Raw genomic sequence first — 14,065 nt, forward strand, 5'->3', positions numbered from 1 at the left:
GGGGCCGCGGCGGCCGGTTGCGATGGACCGAGGATTCCCCTCCCTCAGGTCGAGAGGGAAAAGCGTCGGACCTTGACCACCGCACTGGCTCGCAGAGCCGCCGCGGACCCGTGCCTGTCCGCGTCAGCGGACTGCCCGCGGTGCGCACGGGACCACCCCTCATCCGGGTCCGTGGCGGTGCGGGCTCAGCACCGGTGGGTCGACCTCCCGTCAACCCACCGGCACAGCCTGGGGGTTACTGCGCTCGCTCAGTCCTCGCGCAGGGCGCGGACCGCTTCCTCGACGCGCTTGCCGTAGTCGGCGTCGGCGGCGTGGAAGTGGGCGAGGTTCTTCTCGATGACGTCGTCGCGCGAGACCTGGGACAGGCCGCCGGCGATGTTCGCCACCAGACGGGACTTCTCCTCCTCCGACATCAGGCGGTACAGCTCGCCCGCCTGGAAGAAGTCGTCGTCCTTGGTGTGGGTCGCGGCCGCGTGCGTGCCGGTGTAGCCGGCGACGGCGAGCGGCGCCGACAGCGGCTGGCCGGTCTCGGCGGGGCCGTCGTACGAGTTGGGCTCGTAGTTCTTGCGGTCGCGGCCGTAGGCGTTGGACGCCATCAGACCGTCGCGGCCGTAGTTGTCGACCTTGGTCGCCTTGGGCGCGTTCACCGCGAGCTGGGTGTGGTTGACGCCCAGGCGGTAGCGGTGCGCGTCCGCGTAGGCGAACAGGCGGCCCTGGAGCATCTTGTCCGGCGAGGGACCGATGCCCGGCACGAAGTTGTTCGGGGAGAACGCGGCCTGCTCGACCTCGGCGAAGACGTTGTCGGGGTTGCGGTCGAGGACCAGGCGCCCGACGCGCTGCAGCGGGTAGTCCGCGTGCGGCCACACCTTGGTGAGGTCGAACGGGTTGAAGCGGTAGTCCGCCGCCTCGGCCGCCGGCATGATCTGCACGTGCAGCGTCCAGGACGGGTTCACGCCGCGCTCGATGGCCTGGAGCAGGTCCGTCTGGTGCGAGTTGGCGTCCTTGCCCGCGGTCTCGGCGGCCTGGTCGGCGGAGAGGCTGCGGACGCCCTGGTTCGTCTTGAAGTGGTACTTGACGAAGAAGGCCTCGCCCTTGGCGTTCGTCCACTGGTAGGTGTGCGAGCCGTAGCCGTTCATGTGACGGTACGAGGCGGGGATGCCGCGGTCGCCCATCAGCCAGGTCACCTGGTGCGTGGCCTCGGGGGCGTGCGCCCAGAAGTCCCAGACGTTGTCCGGCTCCTGCTTGCCCGTGAAGGGGTCGCGCTTCTGCGAGTGGATGAAGTCGGGGAACTTGATCGGGTCCTTGATGAAGAACACCGGGGTGTTGTTGCCGACGAGGTCGTAGTTGCCCTCTTCGGTGTAGAACTTCAGCGCGAAGCCGCGCGGGTCACGGACCGCGTCCGCGCCGCCGAGGCTGTCCGCGACGGTCGAGAAGCGCAGGAAGACCTCGGTGCGCTTGCCGATCTCGTTCAGGAAGTCGGCGTGGGTGAAGCCGGTGACGTCGTCGGTCACCTCGAAGTAGCCGTACGCGCCGGAGCCGCGGGCGTGCACGACGCGCTCCGGGATGCGCTCACGGTTGAAGCGGGCCAGCTTCTCCAGGAGGTGCTGGTCCTGGAGCAGGATCGGGCCACCGACGCCGGCGGTGGCGGAGTTCTGATTGTCGGCGACGGGGGCGCCGGACTCGGTCGTGAGCACACGCTTCGACATGGTGGCGAGGTTGACCTTCCGTACGGAACTGCTTCGACTGCAGACGGTGTTCGGGAGCGTATGGAGCCCTGAGCAGCTACGTCAACAGTTTGTTGAAGTTTTTGGGTGGGCCTTGGTGCGACGGGTGGAGCGGGTGGTGTTCCGGGCCGCGGCGACGCCTGGGCGCGACAGGACAGGTGTCAGCGCCGCCACGGCCCGGAAGATCAGGGGAGCTCGGAGTGGCTCAGAGCTCGGCGCCCGACAGGCGCTCGACGGAGCGCAGCAGGGCGGAGTGGTCCAGGCCGCCGTCACCCTGCGCGCGCAGCGAGGCGACGAGCTGGGCGACGACACCGCCGACCGGGAGGGCCGCACCGACGTTGCGGGCGGCGTCGGTGACGATGCCCATGTCCTTGTGGTGCAGGTCGATCCGGAAACCGGGCTTGAAGTCGCGGTTCAGGAAGTTGTCCTTCTTGCGGGTCAGCACGGTCGAGCCGGCCAGTCCGCCGTTCAGGACGTCGAGCGCGGCCTTCAGGTCCACGCCGGACTTCTCCAGGAAGACCACGGCCTCGGCGCACGCCTGGATGTTCACGGCGACGATGAGCTGGTTGGCGGCCTTGACGGTCTGGCCCGAGCCGTGCGGACCGCACAGCACGATGGTCTTGCCCAGCGCGTCCAGGAGCGGCTTGGCCTCGTCGAAGTCGGCCTGCTCACCGCCGACCATGATGGAGAGCACGGCCTCGATGGCACCGGCCTCGCCGCCCGAGACGGGGGCGTCCAGGACGCGCAGGCCCTTCTCCTTGGCGGCCTTGGCCAGGTCCACCGAGGTCTGCGGGGTGATCGACGACATGTCGACGATCAGCGCGCCGGACTTCGCGTTCTCCAGGATGCCGTCGGGACCGTACGCGATGGCCTCGACCTGCGGGGAGGCGGGCACCATCGTCACGACGACGTCGGCGTCCTTGACGGCCTCGGCGATGGACTTCGCCGCGGTGCCGCCGGCCGCGGCCAGGCGGTCCAGCTTGTCCTGCTCGAGGGTGAAGCCGGTGACGGAGTAACCCGCCTTGATCAGGTTCTCGGACATGGGGGAGCCCATGATGCCGAGGCCGATCCACGCGATCTTGGGAAGGTTGCTCATGAGGGTGCCTCTCTAACTGCTTTCGTACGACGGTGAGTTCGCGCTCAGCGCGCGGCGCGGGCCTCGGCGGGCAGCCAGTCGAAGGCCTCGGCGCTCGGGCGGTCGCCCGCCTTGTACTCCAGGCCGACCCAGCCCTCGTAGCCCGCCTTCGCGAGCTGGTCGAGCAGGCCCTCCAGGGGGAGCGAGCCGGTGCCGGGGGCGCCGCGGCCGGGGTTGTCCGCGATCTGCACGTGGCCGGTCCTGTCGGCGTAGGTCTCGATGACCGACGGCAGGTCCTCGCCGTTCATGGACAGGTGGTACAGGTCCATGAGGAACTTGGCGTTGCCGAGGCCGGTGGCCGCGTTCACCTGGTCGACGACCTCGATCGCCTTCGGCGCGCTCACGATCGGGCAGCGCGGCGACTCGGGCTTGTTGAGGGCCTCGATCAGCAGGATCGCGCCGACCCGGTCGGCCTGGCGGGCGGCGAGCACCAGGTTCTCCAGGGCGAGTTCGTCCTGGGCGGCCGGGTCCACGCCCTCCACGCGGTTGCCGTACAGCGCGTTGAGCGCCGTGCAGCCGAGCGACTGCGCGAAGTCCGCCGCCACCTTGAGGTTGGCGCGGAACTTCTCGCTCTCCTCGCCGGGGATCGACAGGGCGCCGCGGTCGGGGCCGGGCAGCTGCCCGGCGTAGAAGTTCAGACCCACCAGACGCACGCCCGCGTCCTCGATCGCCTTCTTCAGGGCGTCGAGCTCGGACTGCTCGGGGGTGGGGGCGTCGACCCAGGGCCACCACAGCTCGACCGCGCTGAAGCCGGCCTTCGCGGCGGCCGCGGGGCGCTCCAGGAGCGGGAGCTCGGTGAAGAGGATCGACAGGTTCACATTGAAGCGCTGGTCGGAGTATCCCATGGGGCTTCCGCGCTCCTTCCGTATTGCGGAAGTTCATTTCTGCTTGATGGAAGACTGCCTCTGGTCTGCGGAAGCTGTCAAGAGGGGGCTGCCGAAAATTCGACCGGCGGCATTAGGTTGTGGACGTGCGATTGAGAGTGGAGTTCACGACCGAACCCTTCGATCTCGACGAGGCCCCCGCGCATGCGCTGGTGGCCCGTGAGGTCATCCAGGGGGCCCCGCTGGACGCCGTGGACGTAGGTCCGTTCGGCAATACGGCCGAGGGGGACGTCGACGCGGTGCTGACCGCCGTCGACGCGATGCTGCGCCGGTCCCTGGGCGCGGGCGCCACCCGTGTCTCGCTCCAGGTCAACGTGATCGGCGAGCCGGGCGGCCCGGCGGACCCGGGGGAGGCGGATAAGTGACCGGTTTCGGGGACGACCCCTTCGTCACCGCGGTGAAGCCGCTGGTGGACGCCATGGGCGGCGAGATGATGCCGCCCGAGCAGGCGGGGGCCGACGACGTGGTCCTCGCCTGGGAGGGCGAGGACGTGGTGGCCGTGCGGCTGCCCCAGCTCGCCGACTCGCTGGACCACATCCTGCTGGCCCTGGAGCGCAAGCAGGGCCGGCCCCTCTCCGAGCTGGACCGCAAGGCCAAACAGGAGGTCGTGCGCATACTGGAGGCGCGCGGCGCCTTCTCCGTCCGGCACGGCGTGGAAACGGTCGCGGGGGCGCTCGGCGTCAGCCGCTTCACCGTCTACAACTACCTGAACAGGGAGAATGCCGCGAAGGGGGAGTAAATCCGCCCGCGGGGCCCCCGCGCACCCCGGCCCTCTCGTCACTCTGAGCGGCCGAGCCGTCACCCTTTTCACCGGGTGACGGCTTCTTTGTTCAAGTTATTTCAACAAACTGTTGACGCGGTGTTGTTGAAGGTCTTAGCTGTTCCGCAGCCCGTCCAGCACAAGGCCACGGAGGCTCCCGTGACTTCGAGTAAGACGCCGGGTCTCACCCGGTTCAACGCCTTGGAGGATGCCGCGGCCACCGCCGCGCTCCACGAGGCCTGCGCCTCTTCGGCCTGGGGAAGCAAGCTGCTCGCCCAGCGCCCCTACGCCACCGCCGACGACCTCTTCGCCGCGAGCGACGCCGCCATGGCCGAGCTCACCGCCGAGGACCTGGCCGAGGCGATGGCGGGGCACCCGCCGATCGGGCGCCCGAAGCCCGGGGACCCGACCTCGTCCCGCGAACAGCGGGGCATGGCCGGCGCCTCCGAGGAACTGAAGACCGAGATGCTCGAACTGAACCTGGCCTACCAGGACAAGTTCGGACACGTCTTCCTGATCTGCGCCACCGGTCGCACCGGCGAGCAGATGCGGGACGCGGTCAAGGAACGGATCGGCAACTCGCCCGAGCAGGAGCGGGAAATCGTCCGCACCGAACTGGGCAAGATCAACCGCATCCGCCTGACCCGCCTCCTGGAGGAGGAAGTCGCATGAGCACGGAAACGACCGCATCGGTGTCCACGCACATCCTGGACACCAGCATCGGACGCCCCGCCGAGGGCGTCGCCATCTCCCTCTCGGCCCGCAGCGGCGCCGGCGAGGAGTGGAAGGCGCTCGGCGGCAGCGCGACCGACGCGGACGGGCGCTGCAAGGACCTGCCGGCCCTGCCGGAGGGGACCTCGCACGTACGGCTCGACTTCGAGACCGAGCCGTACTTCCTGGCCAGGACGAACACGCAGAACAAGCAAGCCGAGGCGCAGCAGGACGCCCCCGCGAATCGGGACAGCGGTGCGACCGGAGCGTTCTTCCCGGAGGTGGCGATCACGTTCGCCGTCACGCCGGGCGAGCACTACCACGTACCGCTGCTGCTCAACCCGTTCGGCTACTCCGTTTACCGAGGGAGCTAGCAGACATGCCCACCATTCTGGGACAGAACCAGTACGGCAAGGCTGAGAACCGGGTCGTAAAGATCACGCGGGACGGCGACACCCATCACATCAAGGACCTGAACGTCTCCGTCGCCCTCTCCGGCGACCTGGACGACGTCCACTACAACGGCTCGAACGCCAACTGCCTGCCGACGGACACGACGAAGAACACCTGCTTCGCGTTCGCCAAGGAATACGGCATCGAGTCCGCCGAGCAGTACGGCATCCACCTCGCCCGGCACTTCGTGGACAGCCAGCCCTCGATCCACCGCGCGCGGATCCGGATCGAGGAGTACTCCTGGGAGCGCATCGGCGGCTCCGACAGCAACTCCAAGTTCATAGGCGCCGACGAGGTCAAGCACTCCTTCGTCCGCAAGGGCCAGGAGACGCGGCTCGCCCAGATCACCTACGACGGCGAGAACTTCGAGGTCCTCTCGGGTCTGAAGGACCTGACCGTGATGAACTCCACGAACTCCGAGTTCTGGGGCTACATCAAGGACAAGTACACGACCCTCCAAGAGGACTACGACCGCATCCTCGCCACCTCCCTGTCCACCTGGTGGCGGCACAACTGGACCAACGACGAGCAGCGCATGCCCAGTTGGGAGCGCAGCTACGAGCAGGCGAAGAAGCACATTCTGCACGCCTTCGTGGAGACCTACTCGCTGTCGCTGCAGCAGACGCTCTACCAGATGGGTTCGCGGGTCATCAACAACCGCAGCGAGATCGACGAGATCCGCTTCTCCGCGCCCAACAAGCACCACTTCCGTCAGGACCTCTCGCCCTTCGGCCTCGACAACGCGGCCAAGGACGGGGCGGTCTACTACGCCGCCGACCGTCCCTACGGCCTCATCGAGGCCACGATTCTGCGGGACGGCGTCGAGCCGAAGATCCCGGTCGACATGACCAACCTCTGACGCGGGATGCGCGCCCCCGCCCCACCGCAGTGGTCGGGGGCGCGCCACACCGGAGGGAACATCCGCAATGGCACAGCCTGCAAAGGGGCCGGCAGCAGCCGAAGGCCCGTGTTCCACCCCATCGGACATGACCGACGGCGCGGCAACCGCCGACTGTCACCCGGTGGACGAGAAGCTCCACCCCTCGCGGCTCGTCCCCGCCGCGCTCCAGCACATCGCCGCCATGTACGCGGGTGTGGTCACCCCTCCGCTCATCATCGGCCAGGCCTGCGGCCTGGACACCGTGGCGCAGACCCGGCTCATCGCCGCCGGGCTGCTGATCGCCGGTCTCGCCACCATCCTGCAGACCCTCGGCGTCAAAGGCTTCGTCGGCAACCGTCTGCCGTTCGTGAACGCCGCCTCGTCGGCGGGCATCGCACCCATCCTCGCCATCGCCGAGACCAACGCCAAGGGCGACCAACTCCCCGCGATCTACGGCGCGGTGATGGTCGCGGGCGTCTTCTGCCTCGCCGTCGGGCCCTTCTTCGGCCGGCTGCTCCGCTTCTTCCCGCCGCTGGTCACCGGCGTCGTCATCACCCTCATCGGCGTCACGCTGATGCCCGTGCCCGTGAAGTGGGCGCAGGGCGGCGACGAGACCGACCCGGCCTTCGGCGACATGAAGTTCCTGGCGCTCGCCGCCTTCACGCTCGTCGTGATCCTGCTCTTCCAGCGCTTCGGCCGCGGCTTCCTCAAGCAAGTCGCCCTGCTGGCAGGCCTGTTCATCGGCACGCTCGCCGCGATCCCGTTCGGCATGGCGGACTTCACCTCGGTGCAGACGGCCCCGCTCGCTGCCCTGCCCACCCCGTTCGCCGCCGGCGCCCCCGTCTTCCAGCCCGCCGCGATCCTCTCGCTCTGCATCGTGATGCTGGTCCTGATGACCGAGTCCGCGGCCGGCATGCTCGCCCTCGGCGAGATCTGCGAGCGCAGGACCGACGGAAGGACCATCACCCGCGGCCTGCGCACCGACGGCATCGCCACCCTGGTCGGCCCCGTCTTCGGCGGCTTCCCGACCTCCGCCTTCGCGCAGAACGTCGGCGTCGTCTCGCTGACCCGGGTACGCAGCCGGTACGTCGTCGCCGTCGCCGGCGGCGCGCTCATCGTCCTCGGCGCCTTCCCGGTGCTCGGCGCGGTCGTCAACGTCGTGCCGATGCCGGTCCTCGGCGGCGCGGGCATCGTCCTCTTCGGCTCCATCGCGGTCAGCGGCATCCGTACGCTCTCCGAGGCGGGCCTGGACGACAGCTCCAACATCATCCTGGTGGCCGTGTCGCTCGGGGCGGGCATCATCCCGCTCGCCGCGCCCACCTTCTACGCGGAGTTCCCCGCCTGGGCCCAGACGGTGCTCGGCTCCGGCATCAGCGCCGGCGCACTCGTCGCGGTCTCGCTCAACCTGTTCTTCCACCATCTCGGCACCCGTGGCTCCAACGCCGCGGCACTCAAATCTTCCTAGGGTCATGCCGTGCCCACATCGCATCGCCACCAGTAGAGAAGGAAGCACCATGGCAGCATCGGCAACCCCCGACGGAACCGACGGCGCCGTAGAGCGCATCGTCATCGAGAACGCCGCGATCGCCACGGTCGACGCCCAGGACACCGAGTACGCCTCGGGGTACGTCGTCGTCGCCGGCAACAGGATCGAGTCGATCGGCGCCGGCCGGGCCCCCGAGGGCCTGGCGAACGTCGTCCGCCGCGTCGACGCCACCGGCCACCTGGTCACCCCCGGCCTGGTCAACACGCACCACCACTTCTACCAGTGGATCACCCGGGGCCTGGCCACCGACCACAACCTGTTCAACTGGCTGGTGGCGCTCTACCCGACGTGGGCGCGCATCGACGAGCAGATGACGTACGCGGCCGCACAGGGCTCCCTCGGCATGATGGCCCGCGGCGGCGTCACCACCGCCATGGACCACCACTACGTCTTCCCGCAGGGCTCCGGCGACCTCTCCGGCTCGATCATCCGCGCCGCCTCCGAGATGGGCGTCCGCTTCACCCTGGCCCGCGGCTCCATGGACCGCAGCGAGAAGGACGGCGGCCTGCCCCCGGACTTCGCCGTCGAGACCCTCGAAGGCGCGCTCGCCGCGACCGAGGAGACCGTCAAGAAGCACCACGACGCCTCCTTCGACGCGATGACGCAGGTCGCCGTCGCGCCGTGCTCGCCGTTCTCCGTCTCCACCGAACTCCTCAAGCAGGGCGCCGAGTTGGCCCGCCGCCTGGGCGTGCGTCTGCACACCCACGGCAGCGAGACGGTCGAGGAGGAGAAGTTCTGCCACGAGCTGTTCGGCATGGGCCCGACCGACTACTTCGAGTCCACCGGCTGGCTCGGTGAGGACGTGTGGATGGCGCACTGCGTCCACATGAACGACTCCGACATCGAGGCCTTCGCCCGTACGAAGACCGGTGTCGCGCACTGCCCGTCCTCCAACGCCCGCCTCGCCGCCGGCATCGCCCGGGTGCCCGACATGCTCAAGGCGGGTGTGCCGGTCGGCCTCGGCGTCGACGGCACCGCGTCCAACGAGTCCGGCGAGCTCCACACCGAACTGCGCAACGCGCTCCTGATCAACCGCCTCGGCGCCCACCGCGAAGCCGCCCTGAACGCCCGTCAGGCGCTGCGCCTCGGCACCTTCGGCGGCGCGCAGGTCCTCGGCCGCGCCACGCAGATCGGCTCCCTGGAGGCCGGCAAGCTCGCCGACCTGGTGCTCTGGAAGATCGACGGCATCGGCCACGCCTCCATCGCCGACCCGGTGACCGCCATCGTCTTCGGCGCGGCGGCCCCGGTCACCCTCTCCCTCGTCAACGGCAAGCCGGTCGTCGAGGACGGCCGTCTGCTGCACGCCGACGAGGACGCCATCGCCCGCTCCACCCGGGAGCAGGCCCAGCGTCTCGCGCGGATCGCCGCCGGGAGCTGAACCCGAGAACTCCGGTCGGGGGGGACGGCCCCCGACCGGACTTGAGCAGCCGAGCGGGCTGCTCAAGAGCCGCCCCGGAACGCGACCCAAAACTTCGCGTTCCTGGGGCGGTCCGTACTACCTGGGCGCATTCACCACCGGCCACGCCGGTACTTCGCGGTACCACCCCACAACTTCACATCGAGCAAGTCCTTGCACGACGCACCACCTCCCAGAAGCGAAAAGTGCCGGCGGCCCAGCCGGTACTGGAAAACAACCGGAGGAGCCACAGTGGCCACTCAGCCCAGGTTCACCAAGCAAGGCACCACCCCCGACCCACAGAACGACGAGGAATCCATACCTGAGACCGGGTCCGTGCACCCGGTCGACGAAAAACTCCCCGCCCTGAAGATGGCGACGACCGGCCTGCAGCACGTGGCCGCCATGTACGCGGGTGTCGTCGCCCCGCCGCTCATCGTGGGCGCCGCCGTCGGCCTCTCGCCCAAGGAGCTGACGTTCCTCACCGGCGCCTGTCTGTTCACCGCTGGCCTCGCGACCTTCCTGCAGACCCTCGGGTTCTGGAAGATCGGCGCCCGGCTGCCCTTCGTCAACGGCGTCACCTTCGCCGGTGTCGCGCCGATGCTCGCGGTCGTCGACTCGACCGACGACAAGAAGGACGCCCTGCCGCTCATCTTCGGCGCGGTGATCGTCGCGGGCGTGCTCGGCTTCATCGCCGCCCCGTTCTTCTCGAAGATGGTCCGCTTCTTCCCGCCGGTCGTGACCGGCACGGTCATCACCCTCATCGGCATCTCGCTGATGCCGGTCGCCTTCGGCTGGGCCCAGGGACCCGTCCCCGGCGCCGACGACTACGGCTCGATGAAGAACCTGGGGCTCGCCGGTCTCACCCTCGTCATCGTGCTGCTGCTGCGCCGCTTCACCACCGGCTTCGTGAAGCAGATCGCGGTCCTGCTCGGTCTCGTCATCGGCACGCTCATCGCGATCCCGTTCGACGCCACCGACTTCAGCCCGATCGGCGAGTCCGACGTCATCGGCTTCCCGACGCCCTTCCACTTCGGCGCCCCGCAGTTCGCGGCCGCCGCCATCGTCTCCCTCTGTGTCGTCATGGTCGTCTCGATGACGGAGTCCACTGCGGACATGCTCGCCCTCGGTGAGATCGTCGAGCGGCCCGCCGACGAGAAGACCATCGCCGCGGGGCTGCGCGCCGACACCCTCGGCTCGGCGCTCAGCCCGCTCTTCAACGGCTTCATGTGCAGCGCCTTCGCGCAGAACATCGGCCTGGTCGCGATGACGAAGATCCGCAGCCGCTTCGTGGTCGCGGCGGGCGGCGGCTTCCTGGTCCTGATGGGTCTGTGCCCGATGGCCGCGTCGCTCATCGCGGTTGTGCCGCGCCCCGTGCTCGGCGGCGCGGGCGTGGTGCTCTTCGGCTCGGTCGCCGCGAGCGGCATCCAGACGCTGGTCAGGGCCAACCTGGAGCGGGACAACAACGTCCTGATCGTGGCCGTGTCGCTGGCGGTCGGCCTGATCCCCATCGCGGCGCCGGAGTTCTACCACGCGTTCCCGGAGACCGCGAAGATCATCCTCGACTCGGGCATCTCGACGGGCTGCGTGGCCGCCGTGCTGCTGAACCTGGTCTTCAACCACATCGGCCGAGGCGGCGAGGACGACGAGGTCACGTCGCCGATGGAGCCGGGCAAGGAGATCGCCGAGACACGGGTGCCGGGCCAGGCCGTGGCGCACTGACGCACCGGCACGCCCGTACGTACGACGGCGGCCCCTCGCGCGGTCAGGTCCCGCGCGAGGGGCCGCTCTCTGCGTTCTCTCCGTGCGAGCGGCCCTCGCTCAGTTGCTGTCGATGTCCATCGCGTCGCCCTGCTGCCCCGCCCCGGCGCCGCCGGCCGGGATGACCTTCAGGACGTTGCCGTTCTTGTCGCACAGCTCCGCGCGCAGGATGTGACCGGCCGTCATGCCCCGCCAGAAGATGACCTCCTGCTGCTGGACGAAGGCCGTGGTGCCGAGGGTGTCCACCAGGTCGATGCCGCCGGGCGCGCTGATCACGTAGCGGTAGCCGCTGCCGTCCGGCTGACGCGCCCAGTCGGGCACGTATCCGCCGGGGGAGCGGGTGGTGCTGACGAAACCGGTCTTCTGCAGCAGCTTCTGGTAGTGCCGCAGGCTGGCCGGCAGCTTGTCGTTCCAGGCCTCGAACCCCTTGCCGAGGATCTGGTCGGGGGTGCGCTTGTCCCACCGGTACAGGAGCTCGTTGTCCTTGCGGTAGCGCAGCGGCGGGACGGCGCGGCCCTGCTTGCGGTCCTCGCGCATCGACTTCACCTTGCCCGGGTCCGGGCCGTACGTGCTGTCCCCGAAGCCCACCGTCGGCTGCGGGGTCGGCGTCGTCTCCCGGGGGAACTTGTTCCGCTCGTCCATGAACGTCTGGTAGTCGTACTCGCCCGCCTCCGAGTCGGTGCCGCCGTCCGAGAGCTCCTCCGCGTCGGAGTAGTCCCGCGCGTCGACGTCCATCGCGTCGGGGCTCCCGCCGCGCGCACGCTGCACGACGGCCTCCCGCTGTACGGCCGGTTCCCCGGCCTGCCCGTGGCCGCAGCCGGCCCCGTGCCGGTGCTGCTCCTCGCCCCGGCCGTCCTGCCGGAGCATTTGTACGACGGCGGCGTTGCCCGCGGATCCTTGCAGGGCGAGCAGCCGTTGCAGGTGCGAGTCCGTCCCGGCCGCGGCCTGGCCGGCAGGGGTCCGCGGCTTCCCGGCGGCGTTCGTTCGGGCGTGGTCGCGTTCGTGTGCGCGCATCGGGGCTCCTCGGTCACAGAGATCTCCAGTCTTCTCACAGGGCACCCCCGTGAGGCCAGGCACTGAAGGGCAGCCCTGGATGACTGAAGAGGCAAGTCCGTTTACCGGGGGTCTTCCGTAGCCGGGGTGCGCTGGCGTAGGTTCGTGCCGCCGTCGACCGCATGGCGGAAGTTACTTTCCAGTCGGATGTGCCGGTCTCGGTTCCGCGTCTCTCGAACTCCCACGGAACCGAGCCGACTTCCGGCGTCACGCAACGGAAGAAGCGCCACCCATGAGTTCTGAAGTGACGTCCGCCGGTACCGGCGACGACGCCCCGAAGGTCCACCCCGTCGACGAGATCCTGCCGCCGGGCCGCATGCTCGTCGCCAGTCTCCAGCACGTGGCCTCCATGTACGCGGGAGCGGTCTCCGTCCCGCTCGTCGTCGCCGTCGCGGCGAAGATGTCACCGGGCGACACGGCCGTGCTCATGGGCGGCAGCCTGCTGATGGCGGGCATCGCGACGCTGTTGCAGACCCTCGGCATCGGCACCTTCATCGGCTCACGGCTGCCGTTCGTCAACGGCGTCTCGTTCGCGGGCGTCGGCGTGATGCTGACCATCATCTCCACCCAGGGCGGCGTCGAGGCGGGCATGCCGGTCGTCTTCGGCGCGATCATCGTCTCAAGTCTCTTCGGTTTCCTGGTCAGTTCGTACTTCTCGCGACTCGTCCGGTTCTTCCCGCCCGTGGTGACGGGGTCGGTCATCACCCTCATCGGCGTCTCGCTGATCCCCGTCGCGTACGACTGGATCGTCGACGACTCGGCGACGGGCACCCCGGAGCCCACGAGCATCGGGCTCGCGGGCGCCACGATCCTCGCGATGCTCCTGCTCCAGCGCTTCACGCGCGGGTTCCTCAAGCAGATCAGCATGCTCATCGCGATGATCTTCGGCACGCTGCTCGCGATACCGATGGGCCTCGCGGACTTCTCCGGGCTCGACGGCGCGGACGCGGTGGGCGTCCCCACCCCGCTGCACTTCGGCGCGCCGGAGTTCAACATCCCGGCCATCATCTCCATGTGCGTCGTCATGCTGGTGATCCTCACCGAGTCCACCGCCGACATGATCGCCCTCGGGAAGATCGTCGACCGCGAGGCCGACGAGAGGACCATCGCCCGCGGGCTGCGCGCCGACGCGCTCGGCTCCGCGCTCAGCCCGCTCTTCAACGCCTTCCACGCCAGCGCGTTCGCCCAGAACATCGGCCTGGTCGTCATCTCCAAGGTGCGCAGCCGCTTCGTCGTGGCGCTCAGCGGCGCGATCCTCGTCCTGATCGGCCTCAGCCCGGCCGCAGCGGCGCTGATCTCGGTGGTCCCGATGCCGGTGCTCGCCGCCGTCAGTCTCTTCCTCTTCGGCTCCATCGCGGTGAGCGGCATCCAGACGCTGCTCCAGGCGGACCTGCATCGCGGCGACAACGCCCTCATCGTCGTCGTCACCCTCGGCGCGGGCCTGGCCCCCGCCCTCTCGGACGGCTTCTACGACGCGTTCCCCGACTGGGCGCAGATCGTCCTCGGCTCCGGCATCTCGACGGGCTGCATCCTCGCGGTCTCACTGAACCTGGTCTTCAACCACCTCGGTACGAAGCCGAGTTCGGCCCGGGAGCCGGCGCCGGAGGCGGCGGCGACGCACTGACGGAACGGGGCGTACTCCGCAGACCCTGCGCGGCGGGCCACGGGCTGGTGGCCGGACGGTGGGCGGGGGCGACCTTGACCTCAAGTGCGCTTGATGTTCCAGGATGGCGGCAGCGGGCGAGACCGGCCCGCACCACAC

At 69.3% G+C, this 14,065-nt stretch carries 13 protein-coding genes; 9 read left to right on the forward strand and 4 right to left on the reverse strand.

The features are described 5' to 3' along the window. Positions 1 to 248: 248 nt before the first annotated feature. From ACZ6B8_RS09000 to ACZ6B8_RS09010, 3 genes are all read right to left on the reverse strand, one after another. Positions 249 to 1,706, reverse strand: a complete 1,458-nt coding sequence (locus ACZ6B8_RS09000; RefSeq protein WP_471077860.1) for a catalase — start codon at positions 1,704 to 1,706, stop codon at positions 249 to 251. A gap of 223 nt (positions 1,707 to 1,929) precedes the next feature. Continuing rightward, positions 1,930 to 2,820: a 2-hydroxy-3-oxopropionate reductase gene (locus ACZ6B8_RS09005; RefSeq protein WP_362365713.1), complete on the reverse strand. Its 891-nt coding sequence runs from the start codon at positions 2,818 to 2,820 to the stop codon at positions 1,930 to 1,932. A 44-nt stretch (positions 2,821 to 2,864) separates the two neighbouring features. Further along, positions 2,865 to 3,704, reverse strand: coding sequence for a TIM barrel protein (locus ACZ6B8_RS09010; RefSeq protein WP_471606757.1), 840 nt, complete (start codon positions 3,702 to 3,704; stop codon positions 2,865 to 2,867). Positions 3,705 to 3,829: 125 nt separating this feature from the next. Between ACZ6B8_RS09010 and ACZ6B8_RS09015 the strand changes: the two genes are divergently transcribed. The 8 genes from ACZ6B8_RS09015 to ACZ6B8_RS09050 all read left to right on the forward strand — a co-directional run bounded on the left by ACZ6B8_RS09015 (position 3,830) and on the right by ACZ6B8_RS09050 (position 11,211). Beyond that, positions 3,830 to 4,108 (forward strand): YkoF family thiamine-binding protein, encoded by a 279-nt coding sequence (locus ACZ6B8_RS09015; protein WP_355805625.1) that lies wholly within the window; start codon positions 3,830 to 3,832, stop codon positions 4,106 to 4,108. Continuing rightward, the gene (locus ACZ6B8_RS09020) at positions 4,105 to 4,482 is read left to right on the forward strand and encodes a helix-turn-helix domain-containing protein (protein WP_471077866.1); all 378 of its coding nucleotides are present in this window, start codon (positions 4,105 to 4,107) and stop codon (positions 4,480 to 4,482) included. Before ACZ6B8_RS09015 ends, ACZ6B8_RS09020 begins: the two co-directional genes overlap by 4 nt. Before the next feature lie 180 nt (positions 4,483 to 4,662). Next, on the forward strand, positions 4,663 to 5,175 hold the full coding sequence (gene uraD, locus ACZ6B8_RS09025) for a 2-oxo-4-hydroxy-4-carboxy-5-ureidoimidazoline decarboxylase (protein WP_471077869.1): 513 nt from the start codon (positions 4,663 to 4,665) through the stop codon (positions 5,173 to 5,175). After that, positions 5,172 to 5,588, forward strand: a complete 417-nt coding sequence (uraH, locus tag ACZ6B8_RS09030; protein WP_471077872.1) for a hydroxyisourate hydrolase — start codon at positions 5,172 to 5,174, stop codon at positions 5,586 to 5,588. Before uraD ends, uraH begins: the two co-directional genes overlap by 4 nt. A 5-nt stretch (positions 5,589 to 5,593) precedes the next feature. After that, the gene (gene pucL / locus ACZ6B8_RS09035) at positions 5,594 to 6,526 is read left to right on the forward strand and encodes a factor-independent urate hydroxylase (protein ID WP_306337172.1); all 933 of its coding nucleotides are present in this window, start codon (positions 5,594 to 5,596) and stop codon (positions 6,524 to 6,526) included. 67 nt (positions 6,527 to 6,593) lie between these two features. Continuing rightward, positions 6,594 to 8,012, forward strand: a complete 1,419-nt coding sequence (locus ACZ6B8_RS09040) for a nucleobase:cation symporter-2 family protein (protein ID WP_471077875.1) — start codon at positions 6,594 to 6,596, stop codon at positions 8,010 to 8,012. Positions 8,013 to 8,061: 49 nt separating this feature from the next. Beyond that, a complete protein-coding gene (locus tag ACZ6B8_RS09045) occupies positions 8,062 to 9,471 on the forward strand; it encodes an 8-oxoguanine deaminase (RefSeq protein WP_471077878.1) in 1,410 nt (469 codons plus the stop codon). 390 nt (positions 9,472 to 9,861) lie between these two features. Then, entirely contained in the window at positions 9,862 to 11,211 is a 1,350-nt protein-coding gene (locus tag ACZ6B8_RS09050) for a nucleobase:cation symporter-2 family protein (protein ID WP_471078494.1), read from the forward strand. A 99-nt stretch (positions 11,212 to 11,310) separates the two neighbouring features. Here the strand turns inward: ACZ6B8_RS09050 and ACZ6B8_RS09055 are convergent, their stop codons facing one another. Then, positions 11,311 to 12,264: a scabin-related ADP-ribosyltransferase gene (locus tag ACZ6B8_RS09055; RefSeq protein WP_471077881.1), complete on the reverse strand. Its 954-nt coding sequence runs from the start codon at positions 12,262 to 12,264 to the stop codon at positions 11,311 to 11,313. A gap of 271 nt (positions 12,265 to 12,535) precedes the next feature. Here ACZ6B8_RS09055 and ACZ6B8_RS09060 point away from each other — a divergent pair, with 271 nt between their 5' ends. Next, on the forward strand, positions 12,536 to 13,927 hold the full coding sequence (locus ACZ6B8_RS09060) for a nucleobase:cation symporter-2 family protein (RefSeq protein ID WP_471606758.1): 1,392 nt from the start codon (positions 12,536 to 12,538) through the stop codon (positions 13,925 to 13,927). Positions 13,928 to 14,065 lie beyond the last annotated feature (138 nt).

Source organism: Streptomyces sp. NPDC041122, from assembly GCF_055592445.1.